The organism is Aromatoleum sp. (genome assembly GCF_036675785.1).
In the GTDB taxonomy this organism is placed as follows: domain Bacteria; phylum Pseudomonadota; class Gammaproteobacteria; order Burkholderiales; family Rhodocyclaceae; genus Aromatoleum.
Map to the genome: position 1 here is coordinate 46,656 of NZ_JAKFEF010000061.1, position 20,522 is coordinate 67,177.

Here is a 20,522-nt window from a genome sequence, read left to right on the forward strand (position 1 = left end):
GGAGAACCCATGACCGCAGTAGCCGAATTCCTGAAGGCGCGTGACTTCCTGCTCGCCCATCGCACCGACTACCAGACCGCATACGACGGTTTCCAGTGGCCCCGGCTGACCGAGTTCAACTGGGCGCTGGACTACTTCGACGCAATGGCGCAGGGCAACGACAAGCCCGCGCTGTGGATCGTCGAGGAAGACGGTCGCGAGGCGAAGCTGTCGTTCGCCGAGATGTCTGCCCGCTCGAACCGCGTCGCGAACTGGCTGCGCAGCCACGGTGTCGCGCGCGGCGACCGCGTGCTGATCATGCTCGGCAACGAAGTCCCGCTGTGGGAGACGATGCTCGCCGCGATCAAGCTCGGTGCGGTCGTGATCCCCGCGACGACGCTGCTGACGCCCGACGACCTCTGCGACCGCCTCGAGCGCGGCCGGGTCAAGCACGTCGTCATCGGCAAGACGCACACCGACAAGTTCGCGACGCTCGCCGGCAACTACACGCGCGTCAGCGTCGGCGGCGCGACCGAAGGCTGGCTGACCTTCGAAGACGCCTATGCCGCGTCGCCGGAATTCAAGGCCGAAGGCGCGACCCGCGTCACCGACCCGCTGCTGCTGTACTTCACGTCCGGCACGACGTCGAAGCCGAAGCTCGTCGAGCACAGCCATCAGTCCTACCCGATCGGTCACCTGTCGACGATGTACTGGATCGGCCTGCAGCCGGGCGACCGCCACCTGAACATCAGCTCGCCGGGCTGGGCGAAGCACGCGTGGAGCTGCTTCTTCGCGCCATGGAACGCCGGCGCCTGCGTGTTCCTGTACAACTACAACCGCTTCAACGCGAAAGCGTTGCTCGACGTGCTCGTCAAATACGAGATCACGACGATGTGCGCGCCCCCGACGGTGTGGCGGATGCTGATCCAGCAGGACCTCGCGGCGGTGAAGACGAACCTGCGCGAGCTGATCGGTGCCGGCGAGCCGCTGAACCCCGAAGTCATCGACCAGGTGAAGAAGGCATGGGGCATCACGATCCGCGACGGCTTCGGCCAGACGGAGACGACGTGCCAGATCGGCAACAGCCCGGGCCAGAAGCTGAAGCCGGGCTCGATGGGGCGTCCGCTGCCGGGCTACACGATCGCGCTGCTCGACCCGGACGACAAGCCGGCCGACGAGGGCGAAGTGTCGCTCGTGCTCGCGAAGCGGCCGATGGGCCTGATGCTCGGCTATGCCGGTGACGAAGAGAAAACCGCGGAAGTGATGCGCAACGGCCACTACCACACCGGCGACGTCGCGAGCATCGACGCCGACGGTTACATCACCTACGTCGGCCGCGCCGACGACGTGTTCAAGGCGTCCGACTACCGCATCAGCCCGTTCGAGCTGGAATCGGTGCTGATCGAGCACCCGGCGGTCGCCGAAGCCGCGGTCGTGCCGAGCCCGGACCCGGTGCGTCTCGCGGTGCCGAAGGCCTACGTGATCCTCGCCCCCGGCTTCGAGCCGGGCAAGGAACTCGCGAAGGACATCTTCGCCTTCACGCGCGACAAGCTCGCGCCGTACAAGCGCATCCGCCGCATCGAGTTCTCGGACCTGCCCAAGACGATCTCCGGCAAGATCCGCCGCGTCGAACTGCGCAAGAGCGAGCAGGGCAAGGACGCCTCGTCCGAGCGCGGCGCACTGGAGTTCTTCGAAGAGGATTTCCCCGAACTGAAGGGCTGAACGCCCTGACGTGACGGGAGGCGACGGCGGGGAAACCCGCCGTTCTTCTTTGCTTCGTCCCGGACGCCGCGTCGCTTACCATGGGGCCGCTCGACATCGTGGCGGGCGATTGTTCCCGCGGTTCGGGAAGGAGTGGAAATGTTCGGAGAATGCGAGCGCGAGCTCACGCACACGCGGCAGATCACCTGCCGCGCGTATCGCCGCACGGACGGGCTGTGGGAAATCGAGGCGACGGTGACGGACGAGAAGGGCGAGGAGGTTCCGTTCCGTTCGCGCGCACCGGTCCGACGCGGCGAGTTCATGCACCACATGGGCATCGGCTTCGTCATCGACGACGACTTCACGATCCGCGACGTGCGGGCGACGATGCAGGTGGCACCCTGGCCGGTGTGTCCCGAAACGGTGGAGGTGTACCGTCGGCTGATCGGGCTGCAGATCGGGCCGGGCTTCGGGCGGCAGGTCCGCGAGCGGGTCGGCAGCGAGCAGGGGTGCGTGCATCTGACCGACCTAATCACGCAGGTCGGCAACGCCTATATCCAGGCTTCCTGGCCCGACCGCCTCGCCCGCCAGCAGGCGATCGATCCGGATCCGCGGCGCTGGCCGGATGCGCGCGCCCTGGCCTTCGTCGGTGAATGCCGGGCGTGGCAGCGAGGCGGCGAAACGCTCCGGCAGGAGTATCCGGAACTGGCCGGTGACTGAGGGCACGTCGGGGCCGGCTTTGCCCCCGCGCAGGAGCCAGGTCCGCCGCGACAGGCCGGTCTCACGGGCCGCCGCCGTGCGAGGCGCCAGGGATCAGAACATTTTCATGTGACCGTTCTTGAGGGACGAGGCATCCGTAGCGCCGCATCGCCACACCCGCGGTCGCGGCATTAGCTGCTACAATGCCGGTCGTGGCGGGTCTCCCCGCATTGCAGCGCGGTGAACCTGGTCAGGGCCGGAAGGCAGCAGCCACAGCCGTTCCCTGCAAGTGCCGGGGGTCGGGCTCGCCACCCCGAACAACGACGCGAAGGGCGCCTTTCGAACGAGGCGCCCTTCGTCGTTTCGGTGCCACGATTTTCCGTGTCGCCGTTCGGTGCCGGGCCGTTCCGATGCGACGGCTTCGTGGCGTTCCCCTAGTGAAGTGTTGGTTGATCGAGGCGGCCGGGAATTCGTGCCCCCGACGCGATCCGCACGTGTTTGGGCGCGTCGAGTGGCGGGTCACGACAGCATCTGCCCCATCATTACCATGCCCGCGAAGCCCGCCACGAGCCCGGCCAGGCCGAAGACGTCATTCCCGCGGCGGCGTGACTCGGGGATGATTTCGTGGCAGACGACGAAGAGCATCGCGCCGGCCGCCGCCGCGAGGCCCCACGGCTACAGCGCTTCGGCCTGCGCGACCATCAGCGACCCGGCCAGCGCCGCGAGCGGTTCGACGAGGCCGGACAGCGTCGCGACCGCGAACGCCGCGAAGCGTCCGTAACCCGCGGTGACGAGCGCGATCGCGACGATCAGCCCTTCCGGAACGTTCTGCAGCGGAATTCCCGTCGCGACCGCGTCGCGGGTGCCCGAGACGACGACGAGCGCCGCCCCGGCCGGACCGAGGCCGAGCGCCGTGGCGGCTGCGAAACCGGGAACGAGGAGCGAGAACACGCTCGCCGCGAGCATCACGCCGGCGCCGAAGCCGAGGAGCAGGCCCTGAGTCCCGGCCGCGATCGGCCCCACGAGGAGCAACGGCAATGCACCGAGGAGGTCGCCGCGGCCGCCATTGCGCCGCCGAGCAGCGCGTCGTGAAGCGTGGCCGAGGCCTCCGGCAGCGTGCGGACGGCCGCGGCGCCGAGCAACGCCAACCCGAGGAGCGCGATCGCCCAGCCGGCCAACGGTGCCTGTAGTGAAAAAGCAACGGTTGCCGCCAACTCCCTACGCGGTCCTTCTCTGGCAGTCGTCGCCGTGCGCGATGAAGGCCTCGCCCGCAACGGGACGCCGCTCGGGCCGAGCGCATCGAAGTTCCGGCCGCACCCTTCGCCGGCGAACGGCGGCCGGCGAAGGATGCGGCCGCTGGCGATGTGCTAGCAGGCCGGCCGCCTGTAACCTCCGCCGACGCCCTCCGGTGCCAGGACGAGCTGCCACAACTGCGTCGTCCTCGCTCGGAACGTGCCGGCGCACGCGCGCAGGTAATACGACCACATGCGCCGGAAGCGCTCGCCGTAGCGCTCGGCGAATCTGGGCCATGCATTCTCGAAGCGCTCGTGCCACGCCATCAACGTGCGGTCGTAATCGGCCCCGAAGTTATGCACGTCCTCGATCACGAACAGTCGCTCGGTCGCGTCGGCGATCTGTCCCAGGGACGGCAGGTCGCCGTTCGGAAAGATGTAGCGGTCCATCCACGGGTCGGGGGGAAAATTGCGGAAGTTGCTGCCGATCGTGTGCAGCAGGAACAGCCCCTCGGGAGCGAGGCAGCGGTGCGCTACTTCGAAATAGGTGCGCAGGTTGCGGCGCCCGACGTGTTCGAACATTCCGAGGCTCGCGATCCGGTCGAAGCGCTCGTCGATCTTGCGGTAATCCATCATCCGGAACTCGATCGGCAACCCCGCGCTGCGCACCTGCCCGTACTCGGCCTGCTCCTTCGAGATCGTCACGCCGACGCACGCGACGCCGTAGCGCTCGGCGGCGAACTTCATCAGGCTGCCCCAGCCGCAGCCGATGTCGAGCAGGCGCATGCCCGGTTCGAGGCCCAGTTTGCGGCAGACGAGATCGAGCTTCGCCTCCTGGGCCGCGTCCAGGTCGTCGGCTGTCGCCCAGTAACCACACGTATAGACCATGCGCGAGTCGAGCATCGCCTCGAAGAAATCGTTGCCGAGGTCGTAGTGGACTTCGCCGACCTGACGCGCACGGCGCGGGTTCTGGAGGTTCAGCAGACGGGTGCGGAGCACGTGCCATACGAGACCCGGCGCATGGACCTTTTCGTCGAGCCGAGCGCGCAGGATGCGGTGCATGAATTCGTCGAGCGCCGGTGCGTCCCAGTCGCCGTCCATGTAGCTCTCGCCAAGACCGAGGCTCGCGCCGGCGAGGATCCGGTCGGCGGCTTCGACGCGGTGGAGTTGCATGTCCCAGGGCCGGTCCCCGCCAATGCGCACGTCGGCCTGGCTCAAAAGGCCGGCCAGGAGCCGGACGCCGCTCTCGTGACCGTCGGCACCGGAGGACGCCGGGCCCGAGTCCATCCACCCGGGCGGGCTTGGAATATCGCTATTCATGCCGCTTCCCCTCCAAACTCCGCGCCTTCGGGCATCACGACCTCGATCTGCGCCAGCGTCGTGCCCGTGCGCCCCTTCGCCGTTATCTGATCGACGATGCTGAGCGTCGTTCCCGAACGCCGCCGTGCTGCCGGCAGCGCTTCTCCGCGCCCGGCCGCGAGTCTCGCCGCCGGCGCATCCCCACGGAATTAATGATCGAAGGGTAGGACAACTTTCCGCCCAGCGGAAACTTCCGATCCGCTGATTCGGTGAGGTGCGGGGCGACATGCCGGCGTGGCCGCCGATCTGCGCAGCGGAGCGACGGGCGGGCTCTGCTAGAATCCGGCCATGAGTTATCAGGTTCTCGCGCGCAAGTGGCGGCCGAAGAGTTTCGCCACACTGATCGGCCAGGAGCACGTCGTCCGGGCGCTGAGCCATGCGCTCGCTACCGGTCGTCTGCACCACGCATGGCTCTTCACCGGCACGCGCGGCGTCGGCAAGACGACGATTTCGCGCATCCTCGCGAAGGCGCTGAACTGCGAAACGGGCGTCACGGCCGAACCCTGCGGGAAATGCGCGGCGTGCCAAGCGATCGACGCCGACCGCTTTCCGGATTACGTCGAAATGGACGCCGCATCGAACCGCGGTGTCGAGGACATGGCGGCGCTCCTCGACAAGGCGGTCTATGCGCCGGTGCAGGGGCGCTACAAGGTCTACATGATCGACGAAGTCCATATGCTGACCGGGCATGCGTTCAACGCGATGCTGAAGACGCTGGAGGAACCGCCCGAACACGTCAAGTTCATCCTCGCGACGACCGACCCGCAGAAGATCCCGGTTACGGTGCTTTCGCGCTGCCTGCAGTTCAACCTCAAGCAGATGCCCCCGGGGCATATCGTCGATCATCTCGCCCGCATTCTCGCCGCCGAGGACGTGCCGTTCGAGGCACCGGCGCTGCGCCATCTCGCGAAGGCGGCTGGCGGCTCGATGCGCGATGCGCTGTCGCTGCTCGATCAGGCGATCGCGCACGGCTCGGGCAAGGTCGAGGAAGAGCAGGTCACGCACATGCTCGGCACCGTCGGCGACGACCACCTGTACGCGGTGCTGGACGCGCTCTCGGCTGGTGATGTCGCCGCGATGCTCGCGGTGGCCGATTGCATGGAGGCGCGCAGCCTGTCGTTCGATGCCGCGTTGCAGGCGCTCGCATCGCTGCTCCACCGCATCGCGCTCGCGCAGTTCGCGCCGACAGCGATCGCCGACGACGCGGAGCGTCAGCGCCTCGCGCCCTATACCGAAGCCTTCGACGCCGAGTTCCTGCAGCTCGCCTACCAGATCGCGATCCACGGCCGCGACGAGCTCTCGCTTGCGCCGGACGATTATGCGGGCTTCACGATGAGCCTGCTGCGTCTGCACGCCTTCCGCCCCGAGCAGCCATCACCGCTTGGCAGCCACGGCGTTGCGAACGGCGATGACGGTCCGGGTCGCGCCCGCGCGATTCCGCGGCTGTCGAGTGCGAGTCCCGCCGCCGGAGGGGCGAGCGGCCGAGAGCGCTTCGACGGAGGGGCGAGGCCGGCCGCCGCCGCGGCGCGGGCCGCTCCGGCTATCGCGCCCGGAGGCTCATCCCGATGGGCTGCGCCGGAGTCCGGGGGCGCGGCAACCCGGCGGTTGCGTGACGATGAGCGACCGGCGCGCGCTGTTGCGCCGTCCGCACGACAGGTCCCCGTTTCGGACGACCCGAGCGCGCCGTCGAATTCGGTTCCGCCGTGGGAGGATCTGCCCCCGGAAGCGCTGCTTGGCGATACTCCGCCGCTGATGCATTCGACAGACGGATCGGCAGCCGCTCCCGCCGCGCCGGTGATGCCGGTTCACCCCTCGGCTCCGCGGCGCGAGGCGAGCGAGACGGGGCCGGCGGTTGAGGCGATACAGTCCGACACACCGGGCTCTTCCCGCGTTGCCCCCGCGGTCGCGCCGCGCACCGGTTCGGATGCCGCCCCGGGAGACGCCGGCGACGTCGCGGCGCTGGATTGGCACGCCACCGTGCGCTCGCTCGGGCTCGGCGGCATGGTGCGGGAACTCGCGCAGCACTGCGAATGGATCGCTCTTGCCGACGATGTCGTCAGCCTGCGGCTGTCCGAAACCCACCGCCACCTCCTCGGTATGAACCCGGCGCTCGCCGACCGCCTGCAGGATGCGCTCGGCGCCTTTTACGCGAGGCCGCTGCGGCTCACGATCGAGACCGGCGCGATCGCGGGCGAGACACCGGCGCAGCGCGACCAGGTGGAAAAGCGCGCGCGCCACGTCGAGGCCGTTGCCGCGCTCGAGCGCGACCCGTTCGTGCGCGAACTGATCGAACGATTCGATGCGTCCCTCGTGGAAGCATCGGTAAGACCTCTTTGAATCCCTCTTCCGGAGAACCAAGCGATGATGAAAGGCGGAATCGCCGGGCTGATGAAACAGGCCCAGCAAATGCAGGAAAACATGAAGAAAATGCAGGAGCAGCTGGCCTCGGTCGAAGTCGAGGGCCAGTCCGGCGCCGGGATGGTCAAGGTTCTGATGACGTGCAAGTACGACGTGCGCCGCGTCACGATCGACGACTCGGTGATGGACGACAAGGAAATGCTCGAGGACCTGCTCGCTGCCGCCGTCAACGACGCGGTGCGCCGGGTCGAGACGACGACGCAGGAAAAGATGGCCGGCTTCACGTCCGGGCTGAACCTGCCGCCCGGGATGAAGCTGCCGTTCTGAATGTCGCCTTCGAGTCTTGATGAGCTGATCGAAGCGCTGCGCGGGCTGCCGGGCGTCGGCCCGAAATCCGCGCAGCGCATGGCTTATCACCTGCTGCAACGGGATCAGCGCGGGGCCGGACGGCTCGCCCGCGCGCTCGGCAATGCGCTCGCAGTGCTGCGCCACTGCGAGCGCTGCAACACGTTCACCGAAACCGAAATCTGCCAGCGCTGTGCCAATCCCCAGCGCGACGCATCCTTGCTGTGCGTCGTCGAAATGCCCGCCGACCTCGCGATGATGGAGCAGACCCACGCCTACAGCGGGATGTATTACGTGCTGATGGGCCGGCTGTCGCCGCTCGACGGCATCGGGCCGCGCGAGCTCGGGCTCGAAAAACTGCTCGCGCGCGCGGTCGACGGCGTCGTCGAAGAGGTCATCCTCGCGACGAACTTCACGAACGAGGGCGAGGCCACCGCCCACATGATCGCCGAGCTGCTCGCCGCGCGCGGGGTCCGGGTCAGCCGCCTGTCGCGCGGCGTGCCGGTGGGCGGCGAACTCGAACACACCGATACCGGCACCATCGCGCAGGCGCTGATCGAGCGCCGGCGCCTCTGAATTCCGTCTCCGCGGTCCGTTGCGCCGCGCCGGTGCTGTCCTGCACAAAAAAACCTTGTTCCGCAAGGGCTTTCGTGTGTGTGCCCAATGCTAAAGCCATGATCCAAAAACACCTTTCGCCGATATGCTTTTTATGTTGCGGGCAGTTTGGTAGAATCCGGCGGTTTTTTGTATCCGGAAACAGGTTTCCTTTCAGGGATGATGTCATGAGCGTGGATCAGAAGATGGACAGTGGCCGCCGGCAACTGCTTGTCGCAACATCGGCCGCCGGTGGCGTCGCCGCGGTCGCGACCGCAGTGCCGTTCGTCGCCAGCTTGACGCCGTCGGAACGTGCGAAGGCTGCTGGCGCCCCGGTCGAGGCGGACATCAGCAAGCTCGCACCGGGCGAGATGATGACGGTCGAGTGGCGCGGCAAGCCGGTGTGGATTTTGCGGCGGACGCCGGAAATGCTCGCGTCGCTCGACAAGACCGAGCCGCTGGTCAGCGACCCGGGTTCCGAAAAACCGATGCAGCCGGAGTATGCGCAAAACAAGTACCGGTCGGTCAAGCCGGAATATCTCGTCGCGGTCGGCATCTGCACACACCTCGGCTGCTCGCCGAGCGACAAGTTCAAGGTCGGCGCCGAGAGCGGTGTGAGCCCCGACTGGGCCGGCGGTTTCCTGTGTCCCTGTCACGGCTCGTTGTTCGACCTTGCCGGCCGCGTCTATCGCAGCATGCCGGCGCCGGACAACCTCGAGATCCCGCCGTACAAGTTCCTCGCGGATACGAAGATCCTCATCGGTGACGACGGAAAGGCCTAAGCGATGACAACGAAATCCCAAGCACTCGTCAACTGGATCGACGCGCGATTCCCGCTGACGTCGACCTGGAAGGCGCACCTGTCCGAGTACTACGCGCCGAAGAACTTCAACTTCTGGTACTTCTTCGGTTCGCTGGCCCTGCTCGTGCTGGTGATCCAGATCCTGACCGGCATCTTCCTGGTCATGCACTACAAGCCGGACGCTTCTGTCAACGCCTCCGGGATTCCGGTCGCATTCGCGAGCGTCGAGTACATCATGCGCGAAGTGCCGGGCGGCTGGCTGATCCGCTACCTGCATTCGACCGGCGCGTCGGCGTTCTTCATCGTCGTCTATCTGCACATGTTCCGCGGGCTGCTCTACGGTTCGTACCGCAAGCCGCGCGAGCTGATCTGGATCTTCGGCACGCTGATCTTCCTCGCGCTGATGGCCGAAGCGTTCATGGGCTACCTGCTGCCGTGGGGCCAGATGTCGTTCTGGGGCGCGCAGGTCATCGTGAACCTGTTCTCGGCGATTCCGGTCATCGGTCCCGACCTGTCGCTCGTGATCCGCGGCGACTACGTCGTGTCGGACGCGACGCTGAACCGCTTCTTCTCGTTCCACGTCATCGCGGTGCCGCTGGTGCTGATCGGCCTCGTTGCCGCGCACATCGTCGCGCTGCACGAGGTCGGGTCGAACAACCCGGACGGCGTCGAGATCAAGAAGAAGAAGGACGCGAACGGCATTCCGCTCGACGGCATCCCGTTCCATCCGTACTACACGGTGAAGGACATCGCCGGCGTCGTCGGCTTCCTGATCTTCTTCTCGGCGATCGTGTTCTTCGCGCCCGAGGGCGGCGGTTACTTCCTCGAGTACAACAACTTCATTCCGGCCGACCCGCTGAAGACGCCGCCCCACATCGCGCCGGTGTGGTACTTCACGCCGTTCTACTCGATCCTGCGCGCGGTGACCTATCCGCTGTTCGGTGTCGATGCGAAGTTCTGGGGTGTCGTGGCGATGGGCGCGTCGGTCGTGATCATCGCGTTCCTGCCGTGGCTCGACCGCAGCCCGGTGAAGTCGGTCCGTTACAAGGGCGGCCTGTTCAAGGCGATTCTGGCGGTCTTCCTGGTCGCGTTCTTCATCCTCGGCTACCTCGGCGTGCTGCCGCCGACCCCGGGCCGGACGCTGGTCGCGCAGATCTGCTCGGTGCTGTACTTCGCATTTTTCCTGCTGATGCCGTGGTACAGCAAAATCGACAAGTGCAAACCGGAACCGGAAAGGGTGACGTTCAAATGAGCATTAGTGTGATCAAGACTCTCAAGCGCCTTGCCGCGGCGGCCCTGTTCGCACCGGCGATCGCGCTGGCCGCGGGCGCGGCGCTGCACCTGGACAAGGCTCCGGTCAGCACCGACCCATCTGCGCTGCAGAACGGCGCGAAGACGTTCGTCAATTACTGCCTGAACTGCCACAGCGCGAGCTTCGCCCGCTACAACACGCTGGAGCAGATCGGCCTCGACGAGCAGCAGATTCGCGACAACCTGATGTTTACCGGCGAGCGCGTCGGCGATCTGATGAAGGTGGCGATGCGGCCTGCCGAGTCGAAGGCCTGGTTCGGTGCGACCCCACCGGACCTGACGCTGATCGCGCGCCAGCGCGCGTCGGAATTCGGCAGCGGCGCCGACTGGCTCTACACCTACCTGCGCCAGTTCTACCGTGACCCGGCACGGCCGACTGGCTGGAACAACGTGATCTTCTCGAACGTCGGCATGCCGCACGTGTTGTGGGAGCTGCAGGGCGAGCAGATCGCGAAGGTCACCGAGCACGAGGACGGCACGAAGAGCATCGCGCTCGAACTCGCGAAGCCCGGCAAGATGAGCGTCGAGGAGTACGACAAGACGGTCTCCGATCTCGTGTCCTTCCTCGTCTGGATGGGCGAGCCGGTTGCCGAAAAGCGCAAGACGGTCGGCATCGTCGTGCTGATCTTCCTGGCGGGCCTGTTCGTGCTTTCCTATGCTCTGAAGAAGAACTACTGGAAGGATATTCATTGAGTCGCTACGGAATCTGATCCGCGTCTTCAATGAACCTGACGCACCACGCGATCTTCGCGTGGTGCGCTTTGCTTTTGTATCTGGAGCTGCAAGACCATGATGAACCTGTATTCCGGCACAACCGATCCGTTCAGTCATCGCTGCCGGATCGTGCTGTTCGAAAAGGGGATGGACTTCGAGGTCATCGATGTCGATCTCTACAATAAGCCCGAAGACATCGCCGTCATCAATCCGTACAACCGCGTCCCGGTGCTGGTCGATCGCGACCTCGTCCTGTACGAGGCGAACATCATCAACGAATACATCGACGAGCGGTTTCCGCACCCGCAGCTGATGCCGCCGGATCCGATCCTGCGGGCGCGCGCCCGGCAACTGCTGCACACCTTCGAGCAGGAGCTTTTCTCGCACATCGATGCGCTCGAGAAGAACCAGAAGGGCGCCGAGAAGGATCGCGCCCACGTGCGCGACCAGCTCGTGCAGCTCGCGCCGATCTTCGTCAAGCAGAAGTTCATGCTCGGCGACGAGTTCTCGATGCTCGATGTCGCGATCGCGCCGCTGCTGTGGCGCCTCGAGCATTACGGCATCGAACTGCCGAAGGCCGCGGCGAATCTCATGAAGTACGCCGAACGGATTTTCAGCCGCCAGGGCTTCATCGACGCGCTGACGCCGTCCGAGAAGGTGATGCGGCGCTGATGCCGGAAGCCCTCTCTTGCAGGGGGCGCTACTGACCGTTTCCGATGACCCACGTAACTACCAAACCCTACCTGATACGCGCGATCTACGAATGGTGCGTCGACCAGGGGTTCACGCCGCACATCGCGGTGCTCGTCGACGAACGCACCGTCGTGCCGCCCGGTTATGCCCGCGACGGCCAGATCGTGCTGAATCTCGGCCCCGACGCGACGAACCAGTTGCTGATGGGGAACGAACTGATCACGTTCCAGGCGCGCTTCGGCGGTGCGGCCCACGCACTGTCGATTCCGGTGTCGAACGTTCTTGCGGTCTACGCGCGCGAGAACGGCCACGGCATGGCGTTCGAGCCGGACGCGGCGACCGCGGAGGGCGAGCAGGCGGCGCTGATCGAAGGCGAGGATGACGACGAGCCCGAGCAGCCCGGCCCCGATTCGCCGTCGACAGGCGGCGCGCGGCCCGCGGGCGGGCGGGGCCACCTGAAGGTCGTCAAGTAAGCCGGCGACTTCCGCGGCGCCAGGCTCCGCAGGGCGTCCGGCGCACGTTTCGCCGCCGCTGCCGTGCCGTTCAGTGGTCGCCGGGGAGAAACGGAAACGCCGCGACCTTCGGGCGGCGGCCCGCCATCAGTTCGGCGAGCGAGTCGGCCGATCCGCACGCGAGCGTCCAGCCGAGCGTGCCGTGTCCCGTGTTGTACCAGAGGTTCGGCAAGCGGCTGCGGCCGATCAGCGGCAGGTTGCCGGGCGTCGCGGGGCGCAGCCCCGCCCACATCTGCGCTTTCGCGCTGTCGCCGGCCCCCGGGAAACGTGAATCGAGCCAGTCGAGGATGGAGCGGCAGCGCTCGGGGCGCAGCGTGGTGTCGAAACCGCTGAGTTCGGCGGTTCCGGCGATCCGCAGGCGGTCACCGAGCCGCGAGCAGACGATGCGCCGCGACTCGTCGGTCAGGCTGACGCATGGCGCGCGCGTCGGGTCGGCAACCGGGACGGTGACCGAGTAGCCCTTCACGGGGTAGATCGGCAAGTGTTCGCCGAGCGGGGCGACGAGCCGTGTTCCGTAGCTGCCGAGGCAAAGCACGTAAGCGTCCGCCGTGAGGATGCCCGGCCGTCCCGCTTCGTCCGTGACTTCGATGCCGTCGACGCGCCCCCCGAGCCGTGCGATGCGGCTGACCGTCGTGCGGAAGTGGAAGCGGACGCCCGCCGCCCGGGCATGGTCGGCGAGCGCCTGGGTAAAACGGTGAGCGTCGCCCGATTCGTCGTCGGGCGCGTAGAGGCCGCCGGCGAGCTCGGAGCGCAGACCCGCGAGCGCGGGCTCGATGCGGACGCACCCGGCGGGGCTGCATGCTTCGGCGCGGATGCCGTGCGACGCGAGCATGGCGACGCGTTCCCGCGCATGGCCGAATTCCTTCTCCGAGAAGAACAGGTGCAGGATGCCGCGCTCGAGGTGATCGTAGGTGATCCCGGTGGCCGCCCGCAGCGCGCGCAGGCGCTCGGCGCTGTGCACCGCGAGGCTCGCGATCGCGTCGGTATTGCGCCGGCTGCGCTGAGGCAGGCATTCGCGCAGGAAGGCGAGCACCCAGCGCCACTGCGCCGCATCGAGCCGCGGGCGCAACAGCAGCGGCGCGTCTTTGCGGCCGAGCCAGCGCAGCGCGGTCAGCGGCGCGGCCGGGTTCGCCCACGGTTCCGGATGGCTGACCGAGATCTGCCCGCCGTTCGCGAAGCTCGTCTCGAGCGCCGCTGCGGGCTGGCGGTCGATGACGCTCACTTCGAAGCCGGCCTGCGAGAGATACCAGGCCGTCGTGACGCCGGTGATTCCGGCGCCTAGAACGATGACATGCATAGGCGGTGGAGCGGTCCGATGGTGGATGACGCTGCGGACGGGTGTGTTCGTGGGAAGAAGTCACGCGGTGCCGGCCGATCATAACCGGCTTCGCGCGAAAGTGCAGGTGCAGCATCCGGTCTTCCGCGGGATAATCCGTTTCGAAGCGAATCACGCAGAAGTCCGGCGTAGCCGGATCAACAAGGAGTCATTACATGCGACGTGTCACGCTAACCCAGTTCCTGATCGAGCAGCAGCGCGCCGGCCGCACCAACCCGGACCTGCGGCTGCTGATCGAGGTCGTCGCGCGGGCGATCAAGGCGATCGCCGTCAACGTGTCGAAAGGTGCGCTCGCCGGCGTGCTCGGCGAAGCCGGCACCGACAATGTCCAGGGCGAGGCCCAGAAGAAGCTCGACGTCATCGCGAACGAGATCCTGCTGCAGGCCAACGAATGGGGTGGTCACCTCGCGGCGATGGCCTCGGAAGAGGTCGAGGAAGTGCACCAGATTCCGTTCGACTATCCGAAGGGCGGCTACCTGCTGCTGTTCGATCCGCTCGACGGCTCGTCGAACATCGACGTGAACATCTCGGTCGGGACGATCTTCTCGGTGCTGCGCTTTCCGGAAGGCGTGAAGGAGCCGAACGAAGGCTGCTTTCTGCAGCCCGGCAGCGAGCAGGTCGCCGCCGGCTACGCGCTGTACGGCCCGTCTACCCTGCTGGTCCTGACGGTCGGCAACGGCGTCCACGGCTTCACGCTGGACCGCGAGATGGGCAGCTTCGTCTATACGCATCCGTTCATGACGGTCCCGGTCGATACGCAGGAATTCGCGATCAACGCGTCGAATGCGCGCTTCTGGGAACCGCCGGTGCAGCGCTACGTCACCGAGCTGCAGGAAGGCAAGACCGGCCCGCGCGGCAAGGACTTCAACATGCGCTGGGTCGCATCGATGGTCGCCGACGTGCATCGCATCCTCACGCGCGGCGGCATCTTCATGTACCCGATGGACGAGAAGTGCCGCGACAAGGGCGGCAAGTTGCGCCTGATGTACGAAGCGAACCCGATGGCGATGATCATCGAGCAGGCGGGCGGTGCGGCGACGACGGGGCGGCAGCGCATCCTCGACGTGCAACCCGAGAAGTTGCACCAGCGCGTGCCGGTGATCCTCGGCTCGACGAGCGAAGTCGAGCGCGTGACGCGCTATCACCTGGAAGGCTGAACCGCGGCCGGACGCCCTCGTGAGGTCGAGCGGGTGCTCCGGCCGGATTTGACCGGAATTTTTGCCGGGTAGCCCCGGATCCGCTGGAGACGCATCGCGAGCCCCGCGGGGTCCGACGGCGCAAGCGTTGTGCCTCGCGGCGGCCCGGGGCCGTGTCCGATTGGCCTCGAAGGAGTCTGACGGTCATGACTTTCGACACGTTTCCGCTCTCTGGCGCGGCGCTGCCCGACGCCCCCCGATCCGCGTTGCGCGAGCGCATCACCACCGCGACGCGCCCCCCCGAGCCGGCCTGCGTCCCGCCGCTCGTCGCCGCGGCGCGCATGCCGCCGGCGATACACCAGCCCATCCACGACCTCGCGCGCCGGCTCGTCAGCGGCCTGCGCACGAAGCGCAGCCGTTCGAGCGGCGTCGACGCGCTGATGAAGGAATTCTCGCTGTCGAGCCAGGAGGGCGTCGCGCTGATGTGTCTCGCCGAGGCGCTGCTGCGGGTGCCGGACCGGGCGACCGCCGACCGGCTGATCCGGGACAAACTCGCGCATGGCGACTGGCGCGCGCACCTCGGCCACAGCCCGTCGCTGTTCGTCAACGCGGCGACCTGGGGCCTACTCGTCACCGGCCGGCTCGTCGCGACGCGCAGCGAGGAAGGGCTCGCGAGCGCGCTGCAGAAGGTCGTCGCCCGCGGCGGCGAACCGCTGATCCGCAAGGGCATGGACCTCGCGATGCGCCTCCTCGGCGAGCAGTTCGTCACCGGACGGACGATCGAGGAGGCGCTCGAGCGCGGCCGCGAGCCGGAAAGCCGCGGCTATCGCTATTCATTCGACATGCTTGGCGAGGCGGCGATGACGGCGGCCGACGCGCAGCGCTACTACGAAGCGTACGCGCACGCGATCCACGCGATCGGCAACGCTTCGGCGCAGCGCGGAGTCGTCGACGGCAACGGCATTTCGGTCAAGCTCTCGGCGCTGCATCCGCGCTACACCTGGTCGCAGCGCGACCGTGTCGTCGGCGAACTGCTGCCGAAGCTCCGGGCGCTGTGCGCGCTCGCGCGCGGCTACGACATCGGGCTCAATATCGATGCGGAGGAAGCCGACCGGCTCGAGCTGTCGCTCGATCTGCTCGAAGCGCTGGTGCCCGATCCCGGTCTCGACGGCTGGGACGGCCTCGGCTTCGTCGTGCAGGCGTACCAGAAGCGCGCGCCGTTCGTGATCGACTGGCTCGTCGACCTCGCGCGGCGTAGCGGCCGCCGGCTGATGGTGCGGCTCGTGAAAGGCGCGTACTGGGATGCCGAGATCAAGCGCGCGCAGATCGACGGCCTCGCGGGCTACCCGGTGTATACGCGCAAGGTCTATACGGACGTGTCCTACCTCGCGTGCGCGAAGAAGTTGCTCGTGGCGCGCGACGCGCTCTACCCGCAGTTCGCGACGCACAACGCGCAGACGCTCGCCGCGGTCCTGCATCTGGCCGACGGCAACTACCGTCGCGGCGACTACGAGTTCCAGTGCCTGCACGGCATGGGCGAGCCGCTGTACGACCAGATCGTCGGCGACCCGGCGCTCGGCCGGATGGTCCGCATTTACGCGCCGGTCGGCACCCACGAGACGCTGCTCGCGTATCTCGTGCGCCGCTTGCTCGAGAACGGCGCGAACACGAGCTTCGTCAATCGCATCGTCGACGCGCGCGTGCCGGTCGAGGAGCTGATCGCCGACCCGGTCGCCGCGGCCGAGGGCCTCGGCGGGGCGCCCCATCCGCGCATCCCGCTGCCCGCCGACCTCTACGGGCGCGCCCGTTGCAACTCCGCCGGCTACGACCTCGCGAGCGAGCCGGTGCGACGGCGCCTCGCCGAAGCGCTGCTCGCAAGCCGCGCGACGCGTCACCGGGCGTCGCCGATGCTCGCGGTCCCGGCCGCTGCGACGGGGGGCGCGAGAGCGGTGAGGAATCCCGCCGACGCGAGCGAAATCGTCGGCGAAGTCATCGAGGCGGACGCGGACGCGGTCGCGGCAGCGCTCGCGGCGGCGGAGGCCTACGCTGCCGACTGGGCGGCCGTGCTTCCCGCGCGGCGGGCCGACATTCTCGAACGGGCGTCGGATCTCCTCGAGCGCGACGGGCCCGTGTTGATCGCGCTCGCGGTGCGCGAAGCCGGCAAGTCGTGGGCGAACGCGGTCGGCGAAGTGCGCGAGGCGGTCGATTTCTGCCGCTATTACGCGGCCCAGGCGCGCCACTTCGACAACTCGTCGCATGTCCCGCTCGGTCCGGTCGTCTGCATCAGCCCGTGGAACTTCCCGCTCGCGATCTTCACCGGTCAGATCGCCGCGGCGCTCGTCGCCGGAAATCCCGTGCTCGCGAAGCCGGCCGAACAGACGCCGCTGATCGCCGCGTACGCGGTACGGCTCTTTCACGAGGCCGGCGTCCCGGCGGCCGCGCTGGAGTTGCTGCCCGGCCGCGGCGAGGACGTCGGGGTGGCGCTCGTCGCCGACCCGCGCGTTCGCGGCGTGATGTTCACCGGTTCGACCGAGGTCGCGTGCGGGATCAACCGGACGCTCGCCGCGCGCGGTGGAGATGTGCCGCTGATCGCGGAAACCGGCGGCCAGAACGCGATGATCGTCGATTCGACCGCGCTGCCCGAGCAGGTCGTCGCCGACGCGCTCGCGTCGGCGTTCGATTCGGCCGGTCAGCGTTGCTCGGCGCTGCGCGTGCTGTGCCTGCAGGACGACATCGCCGACCACGTCCTCCTCATGCTGAAGGGCGGGCTGCGCGAGCTCGCGCTCGGCGGCACGGCCGACGTTCGTGCGGACATCGGCCCGGTCATCGACGCCGACGCGCAGGCCGGACTCGAACGCCACATCGACGCGAAGCGGCGTTCGGGCGACCGCGTCGATCGCCTCGACTTGCCGCAAAGCTGTGCGTGCGGGACCTTCGTCGCACCGACGCTCATCGAGATCGGCCGCCTCGGCGAACTCGAGCGCGAAGTGTTCGGCCCGGTGCTCCACGTGCTGCGCTACCGCGCCGCGGACTTGCGCCGGCTCGTCGACGACATCAACGCGACCGGCTACGGGCTCACGCTCGGCATCCACTCGCGCATCGACGAGACGATCCACGAAATCGTCGCGCGGGCGCACGTCGGCAACATCTACGTCAATCGCAACATCATCGGTGCCGTCGTTGGCGTGCAGCCGTTCGGCGGCGAGCAGCGCTCGGGGACCGGGCCGAAGGCGGGCGGGCCGCTGTACCTGCACCGGCTGCTGCGGCGCAGTCCGGGCCCCGACTTGGGACAGACGGGGACCGGGACCGCGACCGGGGACGGCAGCGCATTCGACGCCTTCGTCCGCTGGCTCGAGGGCGCGGCGCCGGCCGTCCTCGATCGCGATGATCGCGGCGTCGACGAAGCCGCGGCGCTGCTCGTCCATGCGCGGATCTACCGGTCGCGCAGCCTCACCGGCCGGCGGCTGTCGCTCGCCGGGCCGACCGGCGAAGACAACAGTCTCGCCTTTCTGCCGCGCGGCATCGTGGTCGGAATCGCGGCGTCGGCCGCGGGTCTTGTCCACCAGATCCTCGCCGCGCTCGCGACCGGCAACCGCATCGTGTTCGGCGACGACGAAGCGGCTCGCGCGCTGCTCGCCGTCCTGCCTCCCGCCGTGGCCGCGCACGTCGAGATCGATGCGGACTGGGCGGCCGGCAGCTTCGCTGCGCTGCTCTTCGACGGGCCGGACGCGTCCGCGGACGCGTGGCGGCGCCGGCTCGCCGCGCGCGATGGGCCGATCCGCGCGCTCGTGCGGCCGCAGCCGATCTACGATCCGGCCCGGCTCGTCGTCGAGCGCAGTCTCAGCATCAACACCGCGGCGGCGGGCGGCAACGCGAGCCTGATGGCGATGGGTACGTGAGGCCGCAGCGGAAGGCGGACGGCCGGTCCCGGCGATGCGGCGCAACTTGCCAACGGGAATGTCTGCTCCCGCGCCTCGTCGTTAGAATCCGGAGCGTGACAGTGCCCCGCGCCCAGAAGCTCTGCCGGACCGTGCTTGCAGCCGCGTGGCTTGCGCTCGCGGCCGGCGTGCACGCGCAGGAGCGGCTGCAGGTCGACCTCGACGCGCCGGACAGCGTCCGGCCATTGCTCGAGCGCCACCTGCGGATCCTGCAGCCGGAGCACCAGACCTTGCCGGAGGAGCGCGCCGACCGCACTGCGCTTGCGCGGCGGACGCGGCGGGAAGCCGCGGATCTGCTCGCGACCGAAGGCTATTTCACGCCCGATATCGACCTCGATCGCGGGCCCGACCGCTGGCGGGTCACGGTCGTGCCGGGTCTGCGGGCGAAGATCGCGGACGTCGAGTTGCGCTTCGCAGGAGATCTCGCCGGCGACGGCGCCGAGCGCGCCGAGCGGCGGAAGGTGCTGCGCGAAGCCTGGGCGCTGGGCGAGGGCGAGCTGTTCCGGCAGGCAGCGTGGGACGACGCGAAAGGGCGCCTCCTCGACGGCGTGTCGCTGCGCGACTACGCGGCTGCGCGCATCGCCGACAGCCGCGCCGAGGTCGACCCGGAAGCCGGAACGGTCCGTCTGTCGGTGACGGTCGACTCGGGACCGCGCTTCTTTCTCGGTCCGCTCGAAGTGTCCGGGCTGGAGGATCTTCCGCGAGATTTCGTCGAGCGCTTCAACCTGCTCAAGCCGGGTGAGCCGTTCGACCAGGAGCGCCTGCTCGCGCTGCAGACGGCCTTGCAGAACAACCCGCAGTTCGCGTCGGTGATCGTCGATATCGAACGCGACCCGGCGCTGGCGGCGGCCGTGCCGGTGCGCGTGCAGGTGACGGAAGCGCAGTCGCGGCAGCTCGGGTTCGGCGCCGGGTACTCGACGAACACCGGCTTCCGCGTCGAAACGAGCTGGCGCGACGTGAACCTGTTCGACCGCGGCTGGGAGCTTGCGACTGCATTGCGCGTCGAGCAGCGCGGCCAGGCGGGTTACGCGGACGTGTTCCTGCCGCCGACTGCGAACAACTATCGCGACAGCGTCGGGGTCGCGGTCGAACGCAGCGACATCGAGGGGCTCAAGCTCCTCACGCAGGCGTTCGGCGTCGCGCGGACGAAGACGCGCGGCGACATCGACACCCGCCTCGCGATCCGGCTGCAGCATGAAAAGCGCGACCCGGACGGCGCCGAGGCGAGCAGCCGCAAGGCGCTGACGGCGAATTGGACGTGGACGCGGCGGCGCGTCGACAACCTGCTCGATCCGCGGGACGGCGACGTGCTGCAGTTCGAGATCGGCGGGGCCGCGAAGGCGCTGCTGTCGGACCAGGACTTCCTGCGCCTGTACAGCCGTTACGTGTATTACCAGCCGGTCGCCGCGCGCGACGTGCTGATCCTGCGCGCGGAAGGCGGCGCGACGGTCGCGCACAGCAGTGACGGTGTGCCGCAGGACTTCCTGTTCCGTACCGGCGGCACGCAGACGGTGCGCGGCTACGCGTTCCAGAGTCTCGGCGTGCGCGAAGGCGAGGCGATCGTCGGCGGGCGCTACCTCGCGGTGCTCAGCGCAGAGTACGTGCACTGGTTCCGGCCGCAGTGGGGCGTGGCGACCTTCGTCGACATGGGCGACGCGGCCGACGACCGCGACGTGTTCGACCTGAAAGCCGGCTACGGCGTCGGCGCGCGCTGGAAAAGCCCGGCCGGACCGCTCGCGATCGACCTCGCGTACGGCGAGGACGACGGCCAGCTGCGCGTGCATTTCGGTATCGCGATCGCGTTCTGAGCTGG

17 protein-coding genes and 1 other RNA gene are annotated in these 20,522 nt (G+C 68.1%); 14 read left to right on the top strand and 4 right to left on the bottom strand.

Going from position 1 to position 20,522, the window contains the following annotated elements; all coding sequences use genetic code 11:
• Nucleotides 1-9 precede the first annotated feature (9 nt).
• From V6M37_RS12565 to ffs, 3 genes are all read left to right on the top strand, one after another.
• Nucleotides 10-1,701, top strand: coding sequence for an AMP-binding protein (locus V6M37_RS12565; RefSeq protein ID WP_332673769.1), 1,692 nt, complete (start codon nucleotides 10-12; stop codon nucleotides 1,699-1,701).
• Between the two features lie 138 nt (nucleotides 1,702-1,839).
• Nucleotides 1,840-2,400, top strand: a complete 561-nt coding sequence (locus V6M37_RS12570) for a DUF2889 domain-containing protein (protein ID WP_332673771.1) — start codon at nucleotides 1,840-1,842, stop codon at nucleotides 2,398-2,400.
• Between the two features lie 193 nt (nucleotides 2,401-2,593).
• Nucleotides 2,594-2,692, top strand: an RNA gene (ffs, locus tag V6M37_RS12575) — signal recognition particle sRNA small type.
• Between the two features lie 206 nt (nucleotides 2,693-2,898).
• On the opposite strand, the gene V6M37_RS12580 is transcribed toward ffs, so the two are convergent.
• The 3 genes from V6M37_RS12580 to cfa all read right to left on the bottom strand — a co-directional run bounded on the left by V6M37_RS12580 (nucleotide 2,899) and on the right by cfa (nucleotide 4,931).
• A complete protein-coding gene (locus V6M37_RS12580) occupies nucleotides 2,899-3,024 on the bottom strand; it encodes a hypothetical protein (RefSeq protein WP_332673772.1) in 126 nt (41 codons plus the stop codon).
• 30 nt (nucleotides 3,025-3,054) lie between these two features.
• The gene (locus V6M37_RS12585) at nucleotides 3,055-3,417 is read right to left on the bottom strand and encodes a hypothetical protein (RefSeq protein ID WP_332673774.1); all 363 of its coding nucleotides are present in this window, start codon (nucleotides 3,415-3,417) and stop codon (nucleotides 3,055-3,057) included.
• A gap of 329 nt (nucleotides 3,418-3,746) precedes the next feature.
• Complete coding sequence (gene cfa, locus V6M37_RS12590; protein ID WP_332673775.1) at nucleotides 3,747-4,931, bottom strand: cyclopropane fatty acyl phospholipid synthase; 1,185 nt, start codon at nucleotides 4,929-4,931, stop codon at nucleotides 3,747-3,749.
• 327 nt (nucleotides 4,932-5,258) lie between these two features.
• On the opposite strand from cfa, the gene dnaX reads away from it, so the two are divergent.
• The 8 genes from dnaX to V6M37_RS12630 all read left to right on the top strand — a co-directional run bounded on the left by dnaX (nucleotide 5,259) and on the right by V6M37_RS12630 (nucleotide 12,260).
• Nucleotides 5,259-7,307, top strand: coding sequence for a DNA polymerase III subunit gamma/tau (gene dnaX, locus V6M37_RS12595; protein ID WP_332673777.1), 2,049 nt, complete (start codon nucleotides 5,259-5,261; stop codon nucleotides 7,305-7,307).
• Nucleotides 7,308-7,331: 24 nt separating this feature from the next.
• Complete coding sequence (locus V6M37_RS12600) at nucleotides 7,332-7,655, top strand: YbaB/EbfC family nucleoid-associated protein (protein WP_312656714.1); 324 nt, start codon at nucleotides 7,332-7,334, stop codon at nucleotides 7,653-7,655.
• The gene (gene recR / locus V6M37_RS12605) at nucleotides 7,656-8,249 is read left to right on the top strand and encodes a recombination mediator RecR (RefSeq protein ID WP_332673781.1); all 594 of its coding nucleotides are present in this window, start codon (nucleotides 7,656-7,658) and stop codon (nucleotides 8,247-8,249) included. It begins immediately after the preceding gene.
• Nucleotides 8,250-8,455: 206 nt separating this feature from the next.
• Nucleotides 8,456-9,049: a ubiquinol-cytochrome c reductase iron-sulfur subunit gene (petA, locus tag V6M37_RS12610; RefSeq protein WP_332673782.1), complete on the top strand. Its 594-nt coding sequence runs from the start codon at nucleotides 8,456-8,458 to the stop codon at nucleotides 9,047-9,049.
• 3 nt (nucleotides 9,050-9,052) lie between these two features.
• Entirely contained in the window at nucleotides 9,053-10,321 is a 1,269-nt protein-coding gene (locus V6M37_RS12615; RefSeq protein WP_332673783.1) for a cytochrome b, read from the top strand.
• Nucleotides 10,318-11,073: a cytochrome c1 gene (locus V6M37_RS12620; RefSeq protein WP_332673784.1), complete on the top strand. Its 756-nt coding sequence runs from the start codon at nucleotides 10,318-10,320 to the stop codon at nucleotides 11,071-11,073. The genes V6M37_RS12615 and V6M37_RS12620 overlap by 4 nt, the downstream gene beginning before the upstream one ends.
• 96 nt (nucleotides 11,074-11,169) lie before the next feature.
• Complete coding sequence (locus V6M37_RS12625; protein ID WP_312656704.1) at nucleotides 11,170-11,766, top strand: glutathione S-transferase N-terminal domain-containing protein; 597 nt, start codon at nucleotides 11,170-11,172, stop codon at nucleotides 11,764-11,766.
• Nucleotides 11,767-11,810: 44 nt separating this feature from the next.
• A complete protein-coding gene (locus tag V6M37_RS12630; RefSeq protein WP_332673786.1) occupies nucleotides 11,811-12,260 on the top strand; it encodes a ClpXP protease specificity-enhancing factor in 450 nt (149 codons plus the stop codon).
• A 70-nt stretch (nucleotides 12,261-12,330) separates the two neighbouring features.
• Here the strand turns inward: V6M37_RS12630 and V6M37_RS12635 are convergent, their stop codons facing one another.
• Nucleotides 12,331-13,596, bottom strand: a complete 1,266-nt coding sequence (locus V6M37_RS12635) for a D-amino acid dehydrogenase (RefSeq protein WP_332673787.1) — start codon at nucleotides 13,594-13,596, stop codon at nucleotides 12,331-12,333.
• Nucleotides 13,597-13,790: 194 nt separating this feature from the next.
• Here V6M37_RS12635 and V6M37_RS12640 point away from each other — a divergent pair, with 194 nt between their 5' ends.
• From V6M37_RS12640 to V6M37_RS12650, 3 genes are all read left to right on the top strand, one after another.
• Complete coding sequence (locus tag V6M37_RS12640) at nucleotides 13,791-14,792, top strand: class 1 fructose-bisphosphatase (RefSeq protein ID WP_332673788.1); 1,002 nt, start codon at nucleotides 13,791-13,793, stop codon at nucleotides 14,790-14,792.
• A 185-nt stretch (nucleotides 14,793-14,977) separates the two neighbouring features.
• Nucleotides 14,978-18,670 carry a trifunctional transcriptional regulator/proline dehydrogenase/L-glutamate gamma-semialdehyde dehydrogenase gene (gene putA, locus V6M37_RS12645; RefSeq protein ID WP_332673789.1) on the top strand — a complete coding sequence of 1,231 codons (3,693 nt, stop codon included), beginning with the start codon at nucleotides 14,978-14,980 and terminating at the stop codon, nucleotides 18,668-18,670.
• A 101-nt stretch (nucleotides 18,671-18,771) separates the two neighbouring features.
• Nucleotides 18,772-20,517 (top strand): autotransporter assembly complex protein TamA, encoded by a 1,746-nt coding sequence (locus V6M37_RS12650; protein ID WP_442881014.1) that lies wholly within the window; start codon nucleotides 18,772-18,774, stop codon nucleotides 20,515-20,517.
• Nucleotides 20,518-20,522: the final 5 nt, after the last annotated feature.

Excerpts from the sequence above, each read along its gene's own strand:
- V6M37_RS12565 (WP_332673769.1), top strand. The coding sequence starts at position 10 with ATGACCGCAGTAGCCGAATTCCTGAAGGCGCGTGACTTCCTGCTCGCC.
- V6M37_RS12570 (WP_332673771.1), top strand. The coding sequence starts at position 1,840 with ATGTTCGGAGAATGCGAGCGCGAGCTCACGCACACGCGGCAGATCACC.
- V6M37_RS12580 (WP_332673772.1), bottom strand. The coding sequence starts at position 3,024 with ATGCTCTTCGTCGTCTGCCACGAAATCATCCCCGAGTCACGCCGCCGC.
- cfa (WP_332673775.1), bottom strand. The coding sequence starts at position 4,931 with ATGAATAGCGATATTCCAAGCCCGCCCGGGTGGATGGACTCGGGCCCG.
- dnaX (WP_332673777.1), top strand. The coding sequence starts at position 5,259 with ATGAGTTATCAGGTTCTCGCGCGCAAGTGGCGGCCGAAGAGTTTCGCC.
- V6M37_RS12600 (WP_312656714.1), top strand. The coding sequence starts at position 7,332 with ATGATGAAAGGCGGAATCGCCGGGCTGATGAAACAGGCCCAGCAAATG.
- recR (WP_332673781.1), top strand. The coding sequence starts at position 7,656 with ATGTCGCCTTCGAGTCTTGATGAGCTGATCGAAGCGCTGCGCGGGCTG.
- petA (WP_332673782.1), top strand. The coding sequence starts at position 8,456 with ATGAGCGTGGATCAGAAGATGGACAGTGGCCGCCGGCAACTGCTTGTC.
- V6M37_RS12615 (WP_332673783.1), top strand. The coding sequence starts at position 9,053 with ATGACAACGAAATCCCAAGCACTCGTCAACTGGATCGACGCGCGATTC.
- V6M37_RS12620 (WP_332673784.1), top strand. The coding sequence starts at position 10,318 with ATGAGCATTAGTGTGATCAAGACTCTCAAGCGCCTTGCCGCGGCGGCC.
- V6M37_RS12625 (WP_312656704.1), top strand. The coding sequence starts at position 11,170 with ATGATGAACCTGTATTCCGGCACAACCGATCCGTTCAGTCATCGCTGC.
- V6M37_RS12630 (WP_332673786.1), top strand. The coding sequence starts at position 11,811 with ATGACCCACGTAACTACCAAACCCTACCTGATACGCGCGATCTACGAA.
- V6M37_RS12635 (WP_332673787.1), bottom strand. The coding sequence starts at position 13,596 with ATGCATGTCATCGTTCTAGGCGCCGGAATCACCGGCGTCACGACGGCC.
- V6M37_RS12640 (WP_332673788.1), top strand. The coding sequence starts at position 13,791 with ATGCGACGTGTCACGCTAACCCAGTTCCTGATCGAGCAGCAGCGCGCC.
- putA (WP_332673789.1), top strand. The coding sequence starts at position 14,978 with ATGACTTTCGACACGTTTCCGCTCTCTGGCGCGGCGCTGCCCGACGCC.